The organism is Streptomyces sp. NPDC053367, assembly GCF_044545925.1.
Lineage (GTDB): Bacteria > Actinomycetota > Actinomycetes > Streptomycetales > Streptomycetaceae > Streptomyces.
In genome coordinates, this window is sequence record NZ_JBITYN010000001.1 from 1195908 (window position 1) to 1215973 (window position 20066).

Sequence of the window (20066 nt, forward strand, 5' to 3'; positions counted from 1 at the left end):
CGGCCAGGAAACGGAACAACCCTGTATGTGCGGAATCGTCGGATACATCGGCAAGCGTGACGTCGCTCCCCTGCTCCTGGAGGGCCTGCAGCGCCTGGAGTACCGCGGCTACGACTCGGCGGGCGTCGTCGTCTCCTCCCCTAAGACGCCGGCCCTGAAGATGGTCAAGGCCAAGGGCCGCGTGCGCGACCTGGAGGCCAAGGTCCCGGCGCGCTTCAAGGGCACGACCGGTATCGCCCACACCCGCTGGGCCACCCACGGCGCCCCGTCCGACGTGAACGCCCACCCGCACATGGACGCCGAGCAGAAGGTCGCCGTCGTCCACAACGGCATCATCGACAACGCCTCCGACCTGCGCCGCAAGCTGGAGGCGGACGGCGTCGAGTTCCTCTCCGAGACCGACACCGAGGTCCTCGTCCACCTCATCGCCCGCTCGACGGCCGAGAAGCTGGAGGACCGGGTCCGCGAGACGCTGCGCGTCATCGAGGGCACCTACGGCATCGCCGTGATGCACGCCGACTTCCCGGACCGCATCGTCGTCGCCCGCAACGGCTCGCCGGTCGTCCTCGGCATCGGCGAGAAGGAGATGTTCGTCGCCTCGGACATCGCCGCCCTGGTCGCCCACACCCGCCAGATCGTCACCCTGGACGACGGCGAGATGGCCACGCTGAAGGCCGACGACTTCCGCACCTACACCACCGAGGGCACCCGCACGACGGCCGAGCCCACGACCGTGGAGTGGGAGGCCGCCTCCTACGACATGGGCGGCCACGACACGTACATGCACAAGGAGATCCACGAGCAGGCCGAGGCGGTCGACCGCGTCCTGCGCGGCCGTATCGACGACCGCTTCTCCACCGTGCACCTCGGCGGCCTCAACCTGGACGCCCGGGAGGCCCGCCGCATCCGCCGCGTGAAGATCCTCGGCTGCGGCACCTCGTACCACGCGGGCATGATCGGCGCCCAGATGATCGAGGAGCTCGCCCGTATCCCCGCCGACGCCGAGCCGGCCTCCGAGTTCCGCTACCGCAACGCGGTCGTGGACCCCGACACCCTCTACATCGCCGTCTCCCAGTCCGGTGAGACCTACGACGTCCTCGCGGCCGTCCAGGAGCTGAAGCGCAAGGGCGCCCGGGTCCTCGGCATCGTCAACGTCGTCGGCTCGGCGATCGCCCGCGAGGCCGACGGCGGCATCTACGTGCACGCCGGCCCCGAGGTCTGCGTGGTGTCGACCAAGTGCTTCACCAACACCTGCGTCGCCTTCGCCCTGCTCGCCCTGCACCTCGGCCGCACCCGCGACCTGTCCGTCCGCGACGGCAAGCGGATCATCGAGGGCCTGCGCAAGCTCCCCGGCCAGATCGCCGAGATCATGGAGCAGGAGGCGGAGATCGAGCAGCTGGCCAAGCAGTACGCCGACGCCCGCTCGATGCTCTTCATCGGCCGTGTCCGGGGCTACCCGGTCGCCCGTGAGGCCTCCCTGAAGCTCAAGGAGGTCTCGTACATCCACGCCGAGGCCTACCCCGCCTCCGAGCTCAAGCACGGCCCGCTGGCCCTCATCGAGCCGGCCCTCCCCACGGTCGCGATCGTCCCCGACGACGACCTGCTGGAGAAGAACCGCGCCGCCATGGAGGAGATCAAGGCCCGCAGCGGCAAGATCATGGCCGTCGCCCACCAGCCGCAGGAGAAGGCCGACGAGACCATCCTCGTGCCCAAGAACGAGGACGAGCTCGACCCCATCCTCATGGGCATCCCCCTCCAGCTCCTCGCCTACCACACGGCCCTGGCCCTCGGCCGGGACATCGACAAGCCGCGCAACCTGGCCAAGTCGGTCACGGTGGAGTAGTCGCCTTCCAGGGGCGCGGGGCCGTGTCGATCTGCGGCTACCGCCGCGTGGGCGCGAGCAACCACGACGCTCCGAAACAGGCGAGACGAACAGAACGGACCCCCACGTACGCCACCGGACACGTGGGGGTCCGTCATGTGCGGGGCCGGGCCCGACGCCCCGCCCAAGGCGCCACTCAGCCGGCGGCCGTCACCCCCCGGCGAGCAGCGCGCCTCGGCAGCACGGTCGGCCAGTGAGCGAGAGCCGCGGTGGCGGCGTACCAGGCGACGGCCCCCGCGGCGACCGCGAACCACCCGCCGGCCTTGGCGAGCCCCCCGCTGTCGGCGAACGCGGCGACGGCCATGAGCACCAGCCCGACCAGGAACAGCCCGTACGTGCCACGAGTGAGCTGATCGCCGTCCGCCGCCGCGAGCGACAGCACGACCAGCGCGAACAGCAGATAGAACAGCCCCGCCGCGTTCGCGGAACCCGCGTCGGTCACGGCCCAGGTGAACCACAGCGCACCGAGCACGGTGAATGCCGTACCGGAAGCCGCGTCGCGCTCCCGGAGGGCGAACAGACCGGCGACGAACAGCGCGACGCCGCCGATGTAGTGGGCGATGGATACGGCGTCGGCCGCCGTCACGCCGTCGATCACGTCCGTGTATCCGAGGCCGAAGGCCAACAGGGTGATCCCCAGGGCGAGTCGGCCGGCGGTCGAGGTGGTGCCTCCCGCAGAGACGTCGTTGTCCACGGCGGGCTCCCTTCATGCATGTGCAGTTGTGCGGTGACCGATATATGCCCTTCACAAGGGCACAAACACCTCTACGCGTGAGTAGATTCGCGCGTTGCACAAAGGGAGTTGAGGGCAGTACCGCCGCATCTCACCTGGGAGAAGGGCGAGTTAGGGGATGACGACGACCGGCCGCTTGGCGCGCTTGGCGAGCCGCCCGGCGACGGAGCCGAAAATACGCCCCACGATGCCGTGCGTGGAGCCGACGACGATCGCGTCGGCCTCGTACTCGCGCCCCACCTCTTCGAGCTCGTGGCAGATGTCACCGCCGCGCTCGACGAGGATCCACGGCACCTCGGCCAGGTAGTCCGCACAGGCCAGCTCGAGGCCGAGCACCTCGGTGCGGTGGTCCGGCACGTCCACGAAGACGGGCGGCTCACAGCCCGCCCACACGGTGGTCGGCAGCCGGTTGGCGACGTGGACGATGATCAGGCCCGACCCGGAGCGGCGGGCCATGCCGATGGCGTACGCGAGGGCACGCTCGCTGGAGGTCGAGCCGTCGAAGCCGACGACCACACCGTGCTTGAAAGCGGGGTCGCACGGATGGCGTGGCTCTTCCGCCGCCAGGGGCTCGGCCGCCGTGGGATCGGCGACGGGCCGCTTGCGGTCCGCGGGTTCGAAGAATTCGTGACCGGCCATGGCTGTCTCGGGGTCGTGATCCTTAAGTGGGTGGGACGACAGTGTGCGGCGGAGCTGTGTCCGGGAAACATCTTCCCGACCCCATACCCCCAAGGGTACGGCGGCACGCCTCCTTAGCCCAGATCCCGCGCAGCTGCACGGGGTTCCAGGGAGCATGCACGAGGGGGCGCCCGGAACGCAATGGTTGCTGTCCTGTACAGACGGTCCGGTCAGGATTCAAGTAAATTTCACCGGCAGTGACCGACCGGTCGAACGGGCGTTGATCACCGTGAACCTCCGCCCCCAGGGAGCACGCCATGTCCTCACCCCGCACCTCCCCGCACCCGCCCGAGGGATGGCCCGCGCAAGGCGCCGCCGCACCGGAGTCGGCCGGCGACGTGGTCCGCTGGGCGGCCTTCAGCTGCGTCCTCGTCCCGGTGGTACTCGTCTGGTACGGCACCTCGCTCGGGGGCGCCGCCGGGAGCGCGCTGGGGCTCGCGGCGGTCACCGCCGTGTGCCGGGTGCTGCTGCGCCGCTCCGAGCGCTGCGCCGTGCGACCGGTGGCGCGGGGCGGTCGTCACGCGGGCGAGAATTCACCGGTTGACTGACCGGTTTTAGCACCCCGGCCCACCGGTTTTCAGCCAACTTCTCAAACCCGCCGTGCCCCCCTCCCGAACACCCCTCACCCCCCGTTCGACCTGCACGGAAAGGGTCCCCGGCGGTCCGCGCACCCTACGCGGATCGGCCACCGCGAGGAGGCGGACTTCCCTCTGCGGCCCGCTGGTGCAACCCTTCGTGATCGAATGCTTTACGCCAAGTTGCCATGTCGACAATGTGCCGGGTGCCGACACTGGTCACCGAGGCAGGGCGTGACGCAGTAGATTCGATCTTGACTGTCTTTACGGCGGGGGACTCGTGCAGGACCGAGGGGAAACGTGCAGGAGCGACACAACCGAGGAGCCGCGACCACCGAGGGGGGCTTAGCAGTATGAGCCACGACTCCACTGCCATCGCGGACGCCGCGGCCCGGAAACTGTCCGGGCGACGCCGCAAGGAGATCGTCGCGGTGCTGCTGTTCAGCGGCGGCCCCATCTTCGAGAGTTCCATTCCGCTGTCGGTGTTCGGAATCGACCGCCAGGACGCCGGCGTACCGCGCTACCGACTGCTGGTGTGCGCGGGCGAGGACGGCCCCCTGCGGACCACCGGGGGCCTGGAACTCACCGCGCCGCACGGCCTGGAGGCGATCTCGCGGGCGGGCACGGTCGTCGTGCCGGCCTGGCGGTCGATCACCTCCCCGCCGCCGGCGGAAGCACTCGACGCACTGCGCCGGGCGCACGAAGAGGGAGCCCGCATCGTAGGACTGTGCACCGGAGCGTTCGTGCTCGCGGCCGCCGGACTGCTCGACGGCCGGCCCGCGACCACCCACTGGATGTACGCGCCGACGCTGGCCAAGCGCTATCCGTCGGTGCACGTCGATCCGCGTGAGCTGTTCGTCGACGACGGCGACGTGCTGACGTCGGCCGGTACGGCGGCCGGGATCGACCTCTGTCTGCACATCGTGCGGACGGACCACGGCAACGAGGCCGCGGGGGCGCTGGCCCGCCGGCTGGTCGTGCCACCGCGCCGGTCGGGCGGCCAGGAGCGCTACCTCGACCGGTCTTTACCGGAGGAGATCGGCGCCGACCCGCTCGCCGAGGTCGTCGCCTGGGCGCTGGAACACCTTCACGAGCAGTTCGACGTGGAGACCCTGGCCGCGCGGGCGTACATGAGCCGTCGTACGTTCGACCGCCGCTTCCGCTCGCTGACGGGCTCGGCGCCGCTGCAGTGGCTGATCACCCAGCGGGTGCTGCAGGCCCAGCGCCTGCTGGAGACGTCCGACTACTCCGTCGACGAGGTGGCGGGCCGCTGCGGCTTCCGCTCCCCCGTCGCGCTGCGCGGACACTTCCGGCGCCAGCTCGGCTCGTCCCCGGCCGCGTACCGGGCGGCGTACCGTGCGCGCAGGCCGCAGAACGAGCGCCCGGACAGCGGTGAGGGCACCCACGCCACCGCCCCGGCCGGCCCGTCCGCCCAGCTGCCCCCGCCGCCGGGCCCCCCGCCCGGTCTCCACCCGGACAACCCGGTCCCGCTCCAGACCCGCCGCACGGCCACCGCGGGGGCGATGCCCCTGGCCAGCCTGCCGGGTCCGCGCACCGGGACGTGACCGAGCACACCTTCACCCGGCGCCCTCCTCGATGAGGGCGCCGGGCCCTTTCGGGGCTCCCGGCAGGGGTGCGGTCGCCGGGGTCTCTCCTCACCCGCAATCCCGGCCCGTAAGGTGAGACACATGAACGACCGCATGGTGTGGATCGACTGCGAGATGACCGGCCTCTCGCTGTCCGACGACGCTCTCATCGAGGTGGCCGCCCTCGTCACCGACTCCGAACTCAACGTGCTCGGCGAGGGCGTGGACATCGTCATCCGTCCGCCGGACTCCGCGCTGGAGACCATGCCGGAAGTGGTGCGCCAGATGCACACCGCGTCCGGCCTGCTCGCGGAGCTCCCCCACGGCACGACACTCGAGGACGCCGAGAAGCAGGTCCTGGCGTATGTGAAGGAGCACGTCAAGGAGCCCGGCAAGGCCCCGCTGTGCGGCAACTCGGTCGGCACCGACCGCGGCTTCCTGCTGCGGGACATGCCCACGCTGGAGGACTACCTCCACTACCGGATCGTCGACGTCTCCTCCATCAAGGAGCTGGCCCGGCGCTGGTACCCGCGGGCCTACTTCAACAGCCCGGAGAAGAACGGCAACCACCGCGCCCTCGCCGACATCCGCGAGTCGATCGCCGAACTGCGCTACTACCGCGAGGCCGTCTTCGTGCCGCAGCCCGGCCCGGACTCCGACACCGCGAAAGCCATCGCCGCCAAGCACGTCCTGCCCGCGCAGTAGGGCACCCCCGGGGGCCGCGCGAAAACCTGTGCGCGAGCACCCCTTCCGACCCTGTAGACTTCTTCTCGGCCGGTCGGGGAAAACACTCCTCGAACACCGGTCATGGTGGGTGTAGCTCAGCTGGTAGAGCACCTGGTTGTGGTCCAGGATGCCGCGGGTTCGAGTCCCGTCACTCACCCTGAGCAATCAGGCGGTGACCTTCGCGAGAAGGTCACCGCCTGATGCGTTTTCCGGCCCAGGCGCGCCCTGCGCCCCCGGGGGAGACGCAGGCCGCGATCCACCCGCCTCAGGAGGACGCCCGCGGCACCAGCTGCGCCGGCAGGACCACCTGCCTGCGCTCCAGCCCGCGGGACACCGCCGGACGGCGGTCGGCGATCTCGCTGAGGAGCAGGTCGATCATCCGGCGGCCCATCTCCTCGATGGGCTGGCGGACGCTGGTCAGCGGAGGCTCCATGTGCCGGGCGATGGCGGAGTCGTCGTAGCCGACGAGCGCCACGTCGTCGGGGATGCGGCGGCCGGCCGCGCGCAGCGTCTGCCGGGCGCCCGCCGCCGTCACGTCGGACGCGGCGAAGACCGCGTCCACGTCCGGGCAGCGCTCCAGCAGCGCCGCCATGGCCCGCGTCCCGCTCTCCTCGGTGAAGTCGCCCCGCTCGATCAGCCGCTCGTCCACCTCGTGGCCCGCGTCGCTCAGGGCGTCCCGGTAGCCGTCGCTGCGCCGCTGGGCGCCGTAGACGTCCATACGGCCGGTGATGTGGGCGATACGGCGCCGGCCGCGGGAGAGCAGATGCTCGACCGCCGAGCGGGCGCCGCCGTAGTTGTCGGAGTCGACCGACGGCAGCGTCTCCCCCGCCGAGCGCGGACCGCTGATCACCGCGGGGATCTCCAGCTGGGACAGCAGGTCCGGCAGCGGGTCGTCGGCGTGCACCGACACCAGCAGGACGCCGTCCACGCGGTGCGCGGCCAGGTACTGCGCGAGCCGCTGCCGCTCCCGGTCGCTGCCGGCGAAGATCAGCAGCAGCTGCATCTCGGTGTCGGACAGCTCCGCGCCGACGCCCTTGAGCATGTCCGAGAAGTAGGGCTCGGCGAAGAACCGGGTCTCCGGCTCGGGCACCACGAGCGCGATCGCGTCCGTGCGGTTGGCCGCGAGGGCCCTGGCCGCGGTGTTCGGGACATAGCCCAGCTCCGCGACGGCCGCCTCGACGGCCGCGCGGGTCGCGTCACTGACCCGTGGCGAGCCGTTGATCACCCGGGAGACCGTGCCCCGGCCCACTCCGGCCCGCGCGGCGACCTCTTCGAGGGTCGGCCTGCCGCCACTGCGGCCTCGTGCTCCGTGGCTTGCCATGGGGTCCGCCCTCCCGTCACAACGCATCGGCCTGGAATCTAACAGTCCCGCAGCACACACCCACCGCCCCACATTCCGCTTCCGCTCTCCCACCCCCTCCCGAAGGCCGACCCGAACCCCTCCCCGAGGTCGGTCCGAACCCCTCCCCGAGGTCGGTCCGAGCCCCTCCCCGAGGTCGGTTCGAACCCCTCCCCGAGGTCGGTTCGAACCCCTCCCCGAGGTCGGTCCGACCCTCTCGCCGGAGCCGACCCGGACCCCTCGGGGGCGGACCCGGACCCCTTGGGGGAGCCGGCCCGACCGTCTCGGGGTGCCGACCCGGACCCCTCGGGGAGCCGACCGGAACCCCCTTAGGGGAGCTGGCCCCGACCGTCTCGGGGTGACGACCCGGACCCCTCGGGAGAGCCGACCCGAACCCCTCGGGAGAGTCGGCCGACCGTCTCGGAGAGCCGACCCGGCCCTCTCGTCGGACTTCGGCTCGGAGGCCGTCTTCCGGTCGTACCAGAACGGGGACCCGACCGCACGAGCCATGGCTCCGGGCCGCGCCGAAACACGCACCGGCCTCCAGGAGGACGAGGCTTCCGGCAGCCCCGAGCCACGGCTCCGGCCGTACGGGCCAGGGCTCCCCGTCGGCCGGACCAGAGCCCTCGGGCCGCGCGGTTCAAGCGCGCCAGAGCCGCTCCCGGCCGGACCGAACCCAAGCCCTCGGGCCGTACGGCCAGGGCCCCCGTCCGCACAAGCCGGCGGCTGCGGGCTGCGCAGGCCGTGGTCCCGGGCCACACGAACCCGGCTCCCGGACCGGCCCGCCCGAGCCGCAGGCGCAAGCCCCGAGCCCCCAGCCCCGAGCCGGCCGCACACCCCGGGCCGTCCGACCTGCGCTCCGCACCCCGCACCCCGCGCGGCCACGTCCCGGTCACCTGCCCCGGTCTTCACGACCGAGCCCGGCCCCCGGACCCGGTTGCCCGCCCAGCCCACCGGCGTGTTCCCACCGAGCCGACCCGTCCGTTTCTCGCCAAGCGCCGCCGCCCCGCCCATGTCCCAGTTAACAGCCCGATAACCGAACGCATCTGACCGCGTCGACTCCCTTGACACCCTCGCCCGCAGCCGCGAACCTTCAACACATCACTTGTGGGAGCGCTCCCACGCTACCTGAGTCATACACATCCCGCACGTTCCCCGCCCGAGCCGCAGCACGTCACAAGGGGCCCGAGCACCACAATCAGGCCGGGGGGTCGGCACGTCAGGGCAACAGGAGGACGCAATGCGAGCACGTATCGGTACCCGCCGCAGGGCGGTAGCCCTCGCGGCTGTCGCGTCGCTGGGCGCCGCACTGCTGGCAGGCTGTGCCGACGACGGCGACAACGGGTCGGGCACATCGGACGGCGGCGACGGAGGCAAGGGCAAGACCACGATCACCCTGGGACTCTTCGGCACGTTCGGCTTCAAGGAGGCCGGCCTGTACGACGAGTACATGAAGCTCAACCCCGACATCACGATCAAGGAGAACGTGGTCGAGCGGAACGAGAACTACTACCCGCCGCTCCTCAGCCACCTCACCAGCAACAGCGGCCTGATGGACATCCAGGGCGTCGAAGTCGGCAACATCGCCGAGATCGTCCAGACCCAGTCCTCGAAGCTGCTCGACCTGTCGAAGTACGGCAAGAAGAGCGACTACCTCGAGTGGAAGTGGCAGCAGGCCACCACCCCCGACGGCCAGACCGTCGGCCTCGGCACCGACGTCGGCCCGATGGCCATCTGCTACCGCACCGACCTGTTCAAGGCCGCCGGTCTGCCCACCGACCGCGAGGAGGTCGCCAAGCTGTGGGCCGGCGACTGGAAGAAGTTCGTCGAGGTCGGCCGCGACTACCAGAAGAAGGCGCCGAACGGCACCACCTTCCTGGACTCCCCCGGCGGTCTGATCAACGCCATCCTCAGCAGTGAGGAGGAGAAGTTCTACGACTCCTCCGGCGAGGTCGTCTACAAGACGAACCCGGCCGTGAAGGCGGCGTTCGACCTCACCGCGGAGGCCGCCGAGGACGGACTGGTCGGCAACCAGACGCAGTTCCAGCCGGCCTGGGACCAGACCATCGCCAACAGCAAGTTCGCGGCGATGTCCTGCCCGCCGTGGATGCTCGGCTACATCAAGGGCAAGTCCAAGCCGGAGGCCAAGGGCAAGTGGGACGTCGCCCAGGCGCCCAAGTCCGGCAACTGGGGCGGCTCGTTCCTGACGGTGCCCAAGTCCGGCAAGAACGCCGAGGAGGCCGCCAAGCTCGCCGCCTGGCTGACCGCGCCCGAGCAGCAGGCCAAGCTGTTCGCCGTGCAGGGCAGCTTCCCCAGCACCCCGAGCGCGTACACCTCGCCCGAGGTCACCGGCGCCAAGAACGACATGACCGGTGACGCCCCGATCGGCACGATCTTCGCCGAGGCGGCGAAGAACGGCCCGGTCCAGGTCATCGGCCCGAAGGACCAGATCATCCAGCAGGGCCTGACCGACAACGGCGTCATCCTCGTCGCCCAGGGCAAGTCGCCCAAGGAAGCCTGGGAGACGGCCGTGAAGACCATCGACAACAACCTGGACCAGTGACCCGTATGAGCACGGGGCACGACACCGCCGCCGCGTCCCCCTCCCTGGAGGGGGGCGCGGCCCCGGGCCGCCCGCAGCCCGGCCCGGCGACCGAGCAGGAGCGGCGCCGCAGGGACAAGCTGTCCCGGCGCTGGCAGCGCGACATGCGCTGGAGCCCGTACGTCTTCGTCTCGCCGTTCTTCCTGCTCTTCCTGGCGTTCGGCCTGTTCCCGCTGGTGTACACCGGCTGGGCCTCGCTGCACCAGGTGGAGCTGACCGCGCCGACGGACATGAACTGGGTGGGCCTGCGCAACTACACCCGGATCTTCGACGACGAGTTCTTCTGGAACGCGGCGAAGAACACCCTCACCATCGGGATCATCTCCACCGTCCCGCAGTTGCTGATCGCCCTCGGCATCGCGCACATCCTCAACTACAAGCTGCGCGCCTCGACCTTCTACCGGGTCGTGATGCTGGCCCCGTACGCCACCTCGATCGCCGCCGCCTCGCTGGTCTTCGTGCTGCTGTTCGGCCGCGACTACGGCATGATCAACTGGGCGCTGGGGGCCGTCGGGATCGACAACATCGACTGGCAGAACGAGAAGTGGCCCTCGCAGATCGCGGTGTCGACGATCGTCATCTGGCGCTGGACCGGCTACAACGCGCTGATCTACCTGGCGGCGATGCAGGCCATCCCGCAGGACCTGTACGAGTCGGCGGCCCTGGACGGTGCCAGCCGCTGGAAGCAGTTCGTGCACGTCACGCTGCCCTCGCTGCGGCCGACGATCCTGTTCACGGTCGTGGTGTCGACGATCGGCGCCTCGCAGGTCTTCGGCGAGCCGCTGCTGTTCGACGCCAACAAGGGCGCCTCCGGCGGAAGTCAGCACCAGTTCCAGACGCTCGGCCTGTACCTGTACGAGCAGGGATGGGTCAACCAGCACCTGGGCCGCGCCTCCGCCATCGCCTGGACGATGTTCCTGATCCTCATCGTGATCGGGATCGTCAACTACGTCATCTCGCGCCGGCTGCGCGCCAGTAGTTAAGGAGAACCGGCCGTGACGACGACACTCACCCCGCCGCCCAAGGCACGCAAGCGCGGGCTCCGTGCCGCGCGGGCCGGCGGCACGCTGCACGCCGGGCCCGTCGCCTACGTCATCCTCGCGCTGTTCACGATCGTCTCGCTGTTCCCGCTGGTGTGGACCGCGATCGCCGCGTCACGCGACAACAACCGGCTGGCGCAGACCCCGCCGCCGTTCTGGTTCGGCTCCAACCTCTTCGACAACCTCGAACTGGCCTGGACCGACGCCAATCTGGGCGAGGCGTTCCTGAACACCACGCTGGTGGCGGGGATCTCGGCGGGGACGATCGTGTTCCTGTCGACGATCGCCGGGTTCGCCTTCGCCAAGCTGCGGTTCAAGGGCCGCAACGCGCTGATGCTCATCGTGATCGGCACGATGATGGTGCCGCCGCAGCTCAGCGTGATCCCGCTGTACATGATGGTCGCCAAGCTGGACTGGACCGACCAGCTCCAGGCGGTGATCCTGCCCTCGATCGTGAGCGCCTTCGGCGTGTTCTTCATGCGGCAGTACCTGCTCCAGGCGCTGCCGGACGAGATCATCGAGGCGGCCCGGGTGGACGGCGCGAGCAGCTGGCGGGTGATCTGGCACGTGGTGTTCCCGGCGGCCCGCCCGGCGATGGCGGTCCTGGGCATGCTGATGTTCGTGCAGACCTGGAACGACTTCCTGTGGCCGTTCCTGGTGCTCACCCAGACCGGCAACCCGACCGTCCAGGTCGCCGTGGCCGGGCTGGGCCGTGGCTACACCCCCGACCAGTCCCTGATCATGGCGGGCGCGCTGCTCGGCACGCTGCCGCTGCTGCTGGTCTTCGCGATCTTCGGCAAGCAGATCGTGGGCGGCATCATGCAGGGCGCGGTGAAGGGCTGACCCGACCGCGCACCCCTGCCGGGGCCGGCGCCGGGGCACCACCTCGGCGCGCAGCTGCCCCGGCCGGGGCCGAGCCGTCTCGGCACGGGGCGGCTCGGCACGGGGCCGCCCGCGGGGCGACCGGGGCCGAAGTGCCCGCGTGCGGCCCGGCCGGAGCCGGGGCGCCTCGGCGCGAGGGCGTCCCGGTGGCCCCTCGTGCCGCCTCCCGGAGCCGGCTCGCGCTCCGCGGGGAGGTCTCGACGACGTCCCCGCGGGCAGCATCCCAGGGCGGCGCCCCGCACGACGTCCACTCCTTCAGGGCCAGGTCACCGCCGCCCAGGCCCTGTTCTCCACCCCCCCTCTTCCCCCTGTTCCTCCTATGGTCTCGACGACCCTCGATGGGAGCGCTTCCATGCTTGAGTCCGAATCGCCGGTGACCCCGGTGACCTTTCCTCCCGCCTTCCTCTGGGGCGCGGCGACATCCGCGTACCAGATCGAGGGGGCGGTGCGGGAGGACGGCCGCACGCCCTCGATCTGGGACACCTTCAGCCATACCCCGGGCAAGACGGCCGGCGGCGACACCGGTGACATCGCTGTCGACCACTACCACCGCTACCGCGACGACGTGGCGCTGATGGCCGACCTGGGCCTGAACGCGTACCGCTTCTCGATCTCCTGGTCGCGGGTGCAGCCCACCGGCCGGGGCCCGGCGGTGCAGCGCGGCCTGGACTTCTACCGCTCGCTGGTCGACGAGCTCCTGGCGAAGGGCATCAAGCCGGCGGTCACGCTCTACCACTGGGACCTGCCGCAGGAGCTGGAGGACGCGGGCGGCTGGCCCGCGCGCGACACGGCGTACCGGTTCGCCGAGTACGCGCAGATCGTCGGCGAGGCCCTCGGTGACCGCGTGGAGCAGTGGATCACCCTGAACGAGCCCTGGTGCAGCGCCTTCCTGGGCTACGGCTCGGGCGTGCACGCCCCGGGCCGCACCGACGGCGCGGCCGCGCTGCGGGCGGCGCACCACCTCAACCTGGCGCACGGCCTCGGCACGGTGGCGCTGCGTTCGGTGATGCCGAGCCGCAACTCCGTCGCGGTGAGCCTCAACTCCTCCGTCGTACGCCCGCTGTCGGAGGACCCGGCGGACCTGGCCGCCGTGCGCCGCATCGACGACCTGGCCAACGGCGTCTTCCACGGCCCGATGCTGCGCGGCGCCTACCCGGAGACGCTGCTGTCGGCGACCGCGAAGGTCACCGACTGGTCCTTCGTCCAGGACGGCGACCTGCGCACCGCGCACCAGCCGCTGGACGCGCTCGGCATCAACTACTACACACCGGCCCTCGTCTCGGGCCCGGAGCGCGCCCCGAGGGGCCCGCGCTCCGACGGCCACGGCGTCAGCGACCACTCCCCCTGGCCGGGTTCGGAGGACGTGGCGTTCCACCAGACGCCCGGCGAGCGCACCGAGATGGGCTGGACCATCGACCCGACCGGTCTGCACGAGCTGATCATGCGCTTCAGCCGTGAGGCCCCGGGTGTCCCGCTGTACATCACGGAGAACGGCGCGGCCTACGACGACAAGCCCGACGGCGACGGCCGCGTCCACGACCCCGAGCGCATCGCCTATCTGCACAGCCACCTGGCCGCCGTACGCCGCGCCATCACCGACGGCGCCGACGTGCGCGGCTACTACCTGTGGTCCCTGATGGACAACTTCGAGTGGGCCTACGGCTACGGCAAGCGCTTCGGCGCGGTCTACGTCGACTACGCCACCCTCGCCCGCACCCCGAAGTCCAGCGCCCTCTGGTACGGGCGGGCGGCCAAGTCCGGCGTGCTGCCCGAGGTGGAGACGCTCTGACGGCAGCGGGGCGCGGCACCCTCCTCCCCGGGTGCCGCGCCCCGTTCCTCACCGTGGGCCGACCAGGCCGAGGTGGGCGAAGACGATGCCCCGGACCCGGGTGACGGCGTCCGGGTCGAGGGCGGCGAGGACCGGCAGGGCGTGGTGAACGCCCGCCGGTCCTCCGAGCGCTTCTGCCAGCAGGGTGCGGGCCAAGGGGAGGTCGGGGCCGTCGGGCGGCGGGAGGAGGGTGGAGGCGATCTGCTGGACGGCCGGCAGGTTGTCGAGGGAGAGACCGGTGAACGCCAGGTCCACCGGGGGGCCGGGGACTCGGGCGACGTACGCGGCGAGACGGGAGTGGGCCTCGGCTCGTTCCTCCTCGCGCGCACTGCTGCGGGCGGCGACCGCACGAGCCTCGTCCAGGTCGCCTGCCACGGCCAGCACGAGGGCCTCGACGGTGCCCGGCCGGACGGGCCACCACTCGCTGTGCCGGGCGACGGCCCGGCTGTAGCTGCGCCGGATCCGCGCCCGGTCGCCGTTGCAGGTGACGAGCGCGATCAGCAGTTCGTCGTGGAAGGTGGGCTTGCGGAGTCCGCCTTCCAGGCGGCTGCGAAGTGCGGCACCGCGTGCGTCGTCGGGCCCCAGCGCGGCGAGCAGTTCGGCGAGCACCTCGGGCCGGCCGCTGTCCGCCGGCACCAGATCGGCGAGGAGTCCGGCCGAGGCCGGGTCGTGCGGCTGCAGGCCGGCCACGGCCGCCGGCCGGGCACGTTCCACAGCTGTTCCCTGCCGCCCGGGACCGACCAGTTCCAGGACGCGTCCGGTCGCTCCGGTTCGGGCCAGTGCCGAGACGACGGTCGGCAGCATCAAGGGTGCGCCGTCGGGGTCGGAGGCCATCTCCGCGGCCGCCCGTTCGGCGAGCGACAGCGCACCAGGGCGGTCGGTTCGCGCCATGGCTGAGGCCACGAGGGCGAGGCGGTGGAGGCGTGTGCCGCCGGGGGCGGGCAGGGCGAGAAGCCGTTCGACGTCGTCGGTCCGTCCCACGGAGGCCAGTGCGACGGCCAGGGCGGTGACCCGGTCGTGGCGGAGTTGCGGAACGCGCGCGGAGGCCTGCGCCTGCTCCACTGCGCGCAGCAGCCGGTGCGCACGCTCGGGCTGCTGCTGCGCCACCCGCGCGGCGAGCGCGGCGAGCACCTGCGTGACCGGTCGTCGGGAGACGTCCTGCGTCAGGAGGAACGCCTCCACCTCGTCGGCACCCGCGGTCCGTACGAGCAGCCCGCACAGGTGCGCCGGCCAGCGGCCCGTCAGTTCCTCTGCGTCATCGGCCGGCCAGGCCTTCTCGGCCGCGGCCCATGCCCGCCTCACCCGGCCCCGGCGGGCGTGGCCCTCGGCGACGGCCCGCCAGACCTCTCGCCAGTGGCTCCCGGGCCGGAACCCCGCCGTGTTCTCGACCGACTCCGCGCAGCTCTGTGCCTCGGCCGGGCTGTCCACCGCCAGCGCGAGCGCCAGATCCGCCGCCGTGTACCACTCGTACCCGTCCTCCAGCGAGTCGGGCGGCCCCAGACGCTCCGTGGCCCGTGCGTAGGCCGTCCTGGTCAGGTGGTCGGCCTCGCGCGGCCGGGTCGGGCGCAGCGCCTCGGCGGCGCTCAGACAGCCGTGCACCGAGCCCTCATGGTCGAAGTGGACCAGCATGACCACCGAGTCGAGGACGCGAGCCGCCTCCCCCGGCTCGCCGAGGGCTGTCCAGCACGCGGCGACGGAGGCGAGAGCCCGCAGGCGCTCGGACAGCTCCATCAGGGTCCCGGCGGCGTCCTCCGCCTGTCTCACCAGGCCGGCCGCCGAGGGACCGCCGAGCGCGGCCGCCGTCGAAAGGAGTGCCTCGATCAGCACCCCGACGTCCGCGAGGAAGTCGAACCCGGACAGCTCGGCGATCAGCTTCGTGGCCTCGTCCTCCCGGCCCAGCAGGGCGAGCACCGTGGCCAGGCGTCCCTGTGCGGCGGGCACCTGCACATCGAGGTGGACGCCTTCCTCGACGACGGCCAGCCGGCACAGCCGTACGGCTTCCTCGGCCGGCCCGATGGCCCGCTCGTCGCCGGCCTCGGCGAGCACCAGCGCCACGGCGGACAGCGCCCAAGCCCGTTCCAGCGGCCTCAGCACGCTGTGCGCGAGACCGATCGACTGCCGGACCCGCCCCAGCCGTGCGTGGACGGCAGGGATGTCGGGGTGCAGCGCCGCGTTGCGGCGGGCCACCAGGTCCTCCGTCATCGCGAGGGCCGCGAGCGCCGCCAGGTCGTGCGGGGACGTCCGTCGTACGACGTCCCGTGCGGCCGTGATCTCGGCGAGGCAGGCCGCATCGCTGCCGGTGGCTTCCCGGAGCCGGTCCCGTCGCCGGGGATCGGTGGCCAGGGTGGTGGCGCGGCCGGTGTCGTGAAGGAGTGCGAGCAGACGGCCGTACGGCTGGAGGAGGTAGGGCGGCGTGTCCGCGGGCCAGCCGCGCTCCTCGTACGCCTTCGCCCACGCGTGCAGCCGCTCCCAGTACACCGTCAGGTCCGCACCGAGGGCGTCCTGGGCGGCGGCCAGCAGGGTCTCGTGGGCGAAGAGGTAGCCGCGTGGGGACACGTAGAGGGTGGCGTCACCGTCGCTGTCGTCGCCGCCGGCGCCGCGTTCGCGCAGGATGCGGCCGAAGGTGCTGCCGAGGCGCCGGCCGACGGCGTGGCCGGGTGCGCCGGTGAGGGCGCGCAGGTCGTCGCGGCGGAGGGTGCCGCGGGCGGCGGTGAGGAGGCCGACCAGGTCGCGCTGGAGGTCGTCGTCGCCCGCGAGGATCCGGTCGAGCTCGAACCGGGCGTCGGCCTCCAGGTGCCGGGCGGCCATGGTGGAGGACAGGGGCATCACCCGGCAGTGCCGCAGCGGGTGCGTGCCCCGCACGTCGGCGGGGAGTCCGGGGCCGGGGCGGCTGGTGACGAGGACGCGGACGTTCGGCGGCAGGCGTTCGGGAAGCAGCGAGGCGATGCTCGGGCCGGGGGCGCCGGGTGTCAGGAACTCGTCCTCGTCGAGGCCGTCGACGAGGAGCAGCAGCGTCTTGCCGTCGTGCCCGACGCGTTCGGCAGCCTCGCGCAGGAGAAGCCTGCGTTCACCGTCCCGGGCGGCGTGTGTGCCGGTGCGTGAGGGTTCGCGGCCCGCGACAGCGGCCAGCTGCTCGACGAGCGCGCCGGTGCAGGCTTCGGCGTCGGACTGGCGGGCGTCGCGGGCGGTGACGAAGAACCAGACGGGCACCACGCCGCGCGGCGGGTGCAGCGCGAACCACGCGACGAGGGCTGTCTTGCCCGCCCAGGGGCGTCCCTGGATCCACAGGTACGGTGCGCTGCCGCCGCAGAACGCGGTGAGTTCCCTGAGCTCGGCCTGCCGGCCGTCGAGCTGCTTGGGGGCGAAGTCGTCCTCCAGCCGCGCGCGGTGCATCCGCCGGACGTGGTCGGGGCCGTCAGGTCGTACGACGTCGGGCAGGGCGGTGAGGCGGACGCCCGCGTGCTCCTGCAGGGCGCTGAGTGCGCTGTCGCCGATGTGCTCCGCCCAGCGATCCACGCGGGTCGCGGTGATCCGGCCCGGGCCGTCGGTGCGGTGGTGGCTGGTGACGAGACCGATCAGGTGGCCGCCGGAGAAGACCGCCGCGCCCGACATGCCCTCCCACGGGTCGCGCCCGGGCTCCGGGTCGTCGACGGGCGGGGCGGACACGGCAAGGTCGAGGGTGCCCTCACGACGGTTGGAGAGGGCGGCGCACGCGGCGTGGATGTGTTCGGCGTCGCGGAAGCGTGAACCGTCGGCGTCCGTGCGCAGTTTGAAGCGGGGGAAGCCGAGCGCGGTGCAGCGCAGCACGGTGTCCTGCTCGCCGACGCGGCCGAAGGGGACCGCCGGTGTGTCAGGGGCGCCGGGAAGGGTGAGGACCGCTACGTCGATGCCCGCGTGCCGCCAGGTGACGGTGGCCTCGGCCGTGCGCTCGCCCGGCCGGTCGGCGTCGAAGCGGACCTGGGCGTTGTCGGTTCCCTCGACCACATGGGCAGCGGTCAGGACGCGGCCGGGTGCGACCAGATAGCCGGAGCCCCGACGGCGCGTGCGGCCGTCCGCCGTCGCCGCGATGATCTCTGCGGCCCGTTCCGGCCGCACGCCCCGGTCAGCGTTCGCCGTCAACCTCGCCGCCCGCGATCAGCACCGGCCGCGGTGGGGCGTCCGGGGCGGCCACGGTGCCGGGGGTCAGGGTGACGGTGACCCGCTGGGTCTGGGCCTGGGTGTACTTGCCGTTGGCTCCCGTGTCGACGACCCACAGCCGGACTTTGGCGTCGGCGCCGGCCTCGTGGGTGACGGCGACGCTCGCCTCGATCTCGACCGGTCCGACCTCGAACCGCACCGTCTCGTCTGCGCCGTCGGCCGCGGCGGCGGTGAGCTGTCGGCGCACCTCACGGATCAGGTCGGACAGTTCGATCACGGCTCCCCCTCGCCCAGCTGCGATTCCCCGATGCTACAAGGCGGCCGTACCCCTGCGGACGCCCACGCGCCCCGGCCGGATGGGGGGAAGACCGGCCGGGGCGCACGCCCCCGTGTTCGGTGGTGGTCAGTTGTAGGCCGCGAACGCCTTGGTGAAGGCGTGCTTGTCCTGGAGGATCGAGCTGCAGGTGGGGTCGGCGAAGTTCTTGACGCCTCCCGCGCACTGCTGGTCGCGGGTGGCGGACCACATGGAGAGCCAGCCGAGGCCCTTGGAACGGGCGAAGTTCACCAGCTGGGTGGCGTCGTCGACCTTGAAGATCTCGGAGGTGACGTCGTTGACACCGATCATCGGTGTGACGGCGACGGTCTTCCAGGCGGCCGCGTCGGAGAGGCCGAGGACGCCCTTGATCTGCGCCTGGGTCGCGGTGGCGGCCTGCTCGGCGTAGGTGCCCATGTCGCCGCTGTAGGCGGGGCCGTAGTCCATGGCCATGATGTTGACCGCGCTGATCCTGACGTTGTTCTTCTTCGCGTCCGCCAGCAGGTTCACGCCGTCCTGGGTGAGGCCCTCGGGCATGACCGGCAGGGTGAAGGAGACGTCCAGGCCCGGGTGCTGCTGCTGGAGCCTGGCTATCGCCTGGGCGCGGCGGGTGTTGGCGGACGTGTTCGGCAGCGCGCCGCCCTCGACGTCGAAGTCGACCTTGGTGAGCTTGTAGGTGTCGACGACCTTGCCGTAGGCCGCCGCGAGGGCGTCCGCGGAGGAGCAGGCGGTGGCCAGCTCGCTGCCCGCGGCGCCGCCGAAGGAGACCCGGACGTCGCCGCCCTTGGCGCGCAGGGAGCCGATCTGCGCGGCGACCGCGTCGCTCGCCAGGTCGGTGACGCCACCCCACTTGGGGGTGCAGCCGCCGCCGTCGGTGACGAAGGCGAGGTTGTACTGCTTCACGCCGGTCGCCTGGGCGTTCGCCAACAGGTCGAAGGCGGGGTAGAGGCTGGTGTCGACGTAGGGCGCGAAGCCCGCGGCGGCGGGCGTGCCGGTGCCGCCGCTCTCCGAGGGGGACGCCGTGGGGGTCGCGGTCGGGGTCGCCGTCTGCGAGGGCGTCGCGGTCGGTGTGGGAGTCCGGGTCGGTGTGGGGGTCGGGGACTGGGTCGGGCGGCCGGTCGGCTCGGGGGTGGCGCCGCCGTCGGTGGAACAGGTCCCGCCGTCGACCCGACAGCCCGTGGGGTCCGCCGTGCCGTTGACGACGAACCCGACGGTGACGGATTCGCCGGCGCTCAGTCCGTCCGTGTCCCACTTGGGCGGCGTCACGGTGATGTGCTGTCCGGCGACACTCGACTCCGCGTTCCACAGCGAGCCCAGCCTGGTCCCGGCCGGCAGGTCGAACTCCAGCTTCCAGTCGGTCTTCTGACCGCCGCTGTTGTTCGTCACGACGTACTGCGCGGTATAGCCGGTCGACCAGTCGCTGGTCCTGGTGTACGCGGCCCCGACGCCCGCGGCCTGCGCGGTGCCGGTGAACAGGAACGCCCCGCCGCCCACCACCGCCGCGGCGACCAGCCCGCCGATCGCCTTGGTCCTGCCGCCGATCCTGCGCCGGTGCGTACTCATCGCGTGCCTGCCTTCTGCCGTTCGGAGCTTCCTCGGGGGTGAGGTGAGGCAGCACGCTAGCGACCCGGAATCGGGCAATCCGCCTGATCCGGGCGGCAGTTCGGGATCTTAGGACTGGCTTAAGGAAGGCATCGGGGCCGGTTAAAGGTCGAGACCAGTCCGCCCCCTCGACCGGCGGTCAC

General features: G+C 71.9%; 14 protein-coding genes and 1 tRNA gene. 9 read left to right on the forward strand and 6 right to left on the reverse strand.

Going from position 1 to position 20066, the window contains the following annotated elements; translation table 11 throughout:
* Positions 1–25: 25 nt before the first annotated feature.
* On the forward strand, positions 26–1843 hold the full coding sequence (glmS, locus tag ACIGXJ_RS05465) for a glutamine--fructose-6-phosphate transaminase (isomerizing) (protein ID WP_399641825.1): 1818 nt from the start codon (positions 26–28) through the stop codon (positions 1841–1843).
* A 175-nt stretch (positions 1844–2018) separates the two neighbouring features.
* Here glmS and ACIGXJ_RS05470 read toward each other — a convergent pair whose 3' ends face one another.
* A complete protein-coding gene (locus ACIGXJ_RS05470; protein ID WP_399641827.1) occupies positions 2019–2576 on the reverse strand; it encodes a GPR1/FUN34/YaaH family transporter in 558 nt (185 codons plus the stop codon).
* 150 nt (positions 2577–2726) lie between these two features.
* Positions 2727–3254 (reverse strand): universal stress protein, encoded by a 528-nt coding sequence (locus ACIGXJ_RS05475; protein ID WP_399641828.1) that lies wholly within the window; start codon positions 3252–3254, stop codon positions 2727–2729.
* Between the two features lie 296 nt (positions 3255–3550).
* On the opposite strand from ACIGXJ_RS05475, the gene ACIGXJ_RS05480 reads away from it, so the two are divergent.
* The 4 genes from ACIGXJ_RS05480 (at position 3551) to ACIGXJ_RS05495 (ending at position 6337) form a co-directional block, all read left to right on the forward strand.
* Positions 3551–3841: a hypothetical protein gene (locus ACIGXJ_RS05480; RefSeq protein WP_399641829.1), complete on the forward strand. Its 291-nt coding sequence runs from the start codon at positions 3551–3553 to the stop codon at positions 3839–3841.
* 380 nt (positions 3842–4221) lie between these two features.
* Positions 4222–5433, forward strand: coding sequence for a helix-turn-helix domain-containing protein (locus tag ACIGXJ_RS05485; protein ID WP_399641831.1), 1212 nt, complete (start codon positions 4222–4224; stop codon positions 5431–5433).
* A gap of 123 nt (positions 5434–5556) precedes the next feature.
* Positions 5557–6159, forward strand: coding sequence for an oligoribonuclease (orn, locus tag ACIGXJ_RS05490; protein WP_399641833.1), 603 nt, complete (start codon positions 5557–5559; stop codon positions 6157–6159).
* 105 nt (positions 6160–6264) lie between these two features.
* A tRNA-His gene (locus ACIGXJ_RS05495) sits at positions 6265–6337 on the forward strand.
* Positions 6338–6445: 108 nt separating this feature from the next.
* Here the strand turns inward: ACIGXJ_RS05495 and ACIGXJ_RS05500 are convergent.
* Positions 6446–7501: a LacI family DNA-binding transcriptional regulator gene (locus ACIGXJ_RS05500; protein WP_399641834.1), complete on the reverse strand. Its 1056-nt coding sequence runs from the start codon at positions 7499–7501 to the stop codon at positions 6446–6448.
* Between the two features lie 1258 nt (positions 7502–8759).
* On the opposite strand from ACIGXJ_RS05500, the gene ACIGXJ_RS05505 reads away from it, so the two are divergent.
* From ACIGXJ_RS05505 to ACIGXJ_RS05520, 4 genes are all read left to right on the forward strand, one after another.
* A complete protein-coding gene (locus tag ACIGXJ_RS05505) occupies positions 8760–10082 on the forward strand; it encodes an extracellular solute-binding protein (protein WP_399641835.1) in 1323 nt (440 codons plus the stop codon).
* A gap of 5 nt (positions 10083–10087) precedes the next feature.
* Positions 10088–11104, forward strand: a complete 1017-nt coding sequence (locus ACIGXJ_RS05510; protein WP_399642149.1) for a carbohydrate ABC transporter permease — start codon at positions 10088–10090, stop codon at positions 11102–11104.
* A 12-nt stretch (positions 11105–11116) separates the two neighbouring features.
* On the forward strand, positions 11117–12004 hold the full coding sequence (locus tag ACIGXJ_RS05515) for a carbohydrate ABC transporter permease (protein ID WP_399641837.1): 888 nt from the start codon (positions 11117–11119) through the stop codon (positions 12002–12004).
* A 391-nt stretch (positions 12005–12395) separates the two neighbouring features.
* Entirely contained in the window at positions 12396–13832 is a 1437-nt protein-coding gene (locus tag ACIGXJ_RS05520) for a GH1 family beta-glucosidase (RefSeq protein WP_399641839.1), read from the forward strand.
* Between the two features lie 48 nt (positions 13833–13880).
* On the opposite strand, the gene ACIGXJ_RS05525 is transcribed toward ACIGXJ_RS05520, so the two are convergent.
* The 3 genes from ACIGXJ_RS05525 to ACIGXJ_RS05535 form a co-directional block, all read right to left on the reverse strand.
* On the reverse strand, positions 13881–17990 hold the full coding sequence (locus ACIGXJ_RS05525; RefSeq protein WP_399641841.1) for a trypsin-like peptidase domain-containing protein: 4110 nt from the start codon (positions 17988–17990) through the stop codon (positions 13881–13883).
* Entirely contained in the window at positions 17974–18285 is a 312-nt protein-coding gene (locus ACIGXJ_RS05530; protein WP_399641843.1) for a trypco2 family protein, read from the reverse strand. The genes ACIGXJ_RS05525 and ACIGXJ_RS05530 overlap by 17 nt, the downstream gene beginning before the upstream one ends.
* 126 nt (positions 18286–18411) lie before the next feature.
* Entirely contained in the window at positions 18412–19884 is a 1473-nt protein-coding gene (locus ACIGXJ_RS05535) for a cellulose binding domain-containing protein (RefSeq protein ID WP_399641844.1), read from the reverse strand.
* Between the last annotated feature and the right edge of the window lie 182 nt (positions 19885–20066).

Coding starts and splice junctions, on each gene's coding strand:
- glmS (WP_399641825.1), top strand. CDS start 26: ATGTGCGGAATCGTCGGATACATCGGCAAGCGTGACGTCGCTCCCCTG.
- ACIGXJ_RS05475 (WP_399641828.1), bottom strand. CDS start 3,254: ATGGCCGGTCACGAATTCTTCGAACCCGCGGACCGCAAGCGGCCCGTC.
- ACIGXJ_RS05480 (WP_399641829.1), top strand. CDS start 3,551: ATGTCCTCACCCCGCACCTCCCCGCACCCGCCCGAGGGATGGCCCGCG.
- ACIGXJ_RS05485 (WP_399641831.1), top strand. CDS start 4,222: ATGAGCCACGACTCCACTGCCATCGCGGACGCCGCGGCCCGGAAACTG.
- orn (WP_399641833.1), top strand. CDS start 5,557: ATGAACGACCGCATGGTGTGGATCGACTGCGAGATGACCGGCCTCTCG.
- ACIGXJ_RS05500 (WP_399641834.1), bottom strand. CDS start 7,501: ATGGCAAGCCACGGAGCACGAGGCCGCAGTGGCGGCAGGCCGACCCTC.
- ACIGXJ_RS05505 (WP_399641835.1), top strand. CDS start 8,760: ATGCGAGCACGTATCGGTACCCGCCGCAGGGCGGTAGCCCTCGCGGCT.
- ACIGXJ_RS05510 (WP_399642149.1), top strand. CDS start 10,088: ATGAGCACGGGGCACGACACCGCCGCCGCGTCCCCCTCCCTGGAGGGG.
- ACIGXJ_RS05520 (WP_399641839.1), top strand. CDS start 12,396: ATGCTTGAGTCCGAATCGCCGGTGACCCCGGTGACCTTTCCTCCCGCC.
- ACIGXJ_RS05535 (WP_399641844.1), bottom strand. CDS start 19,884: ATGAGTACGCACCGGCGCAGGATCGGCGGCAGGACCAAGGCGATCGGC.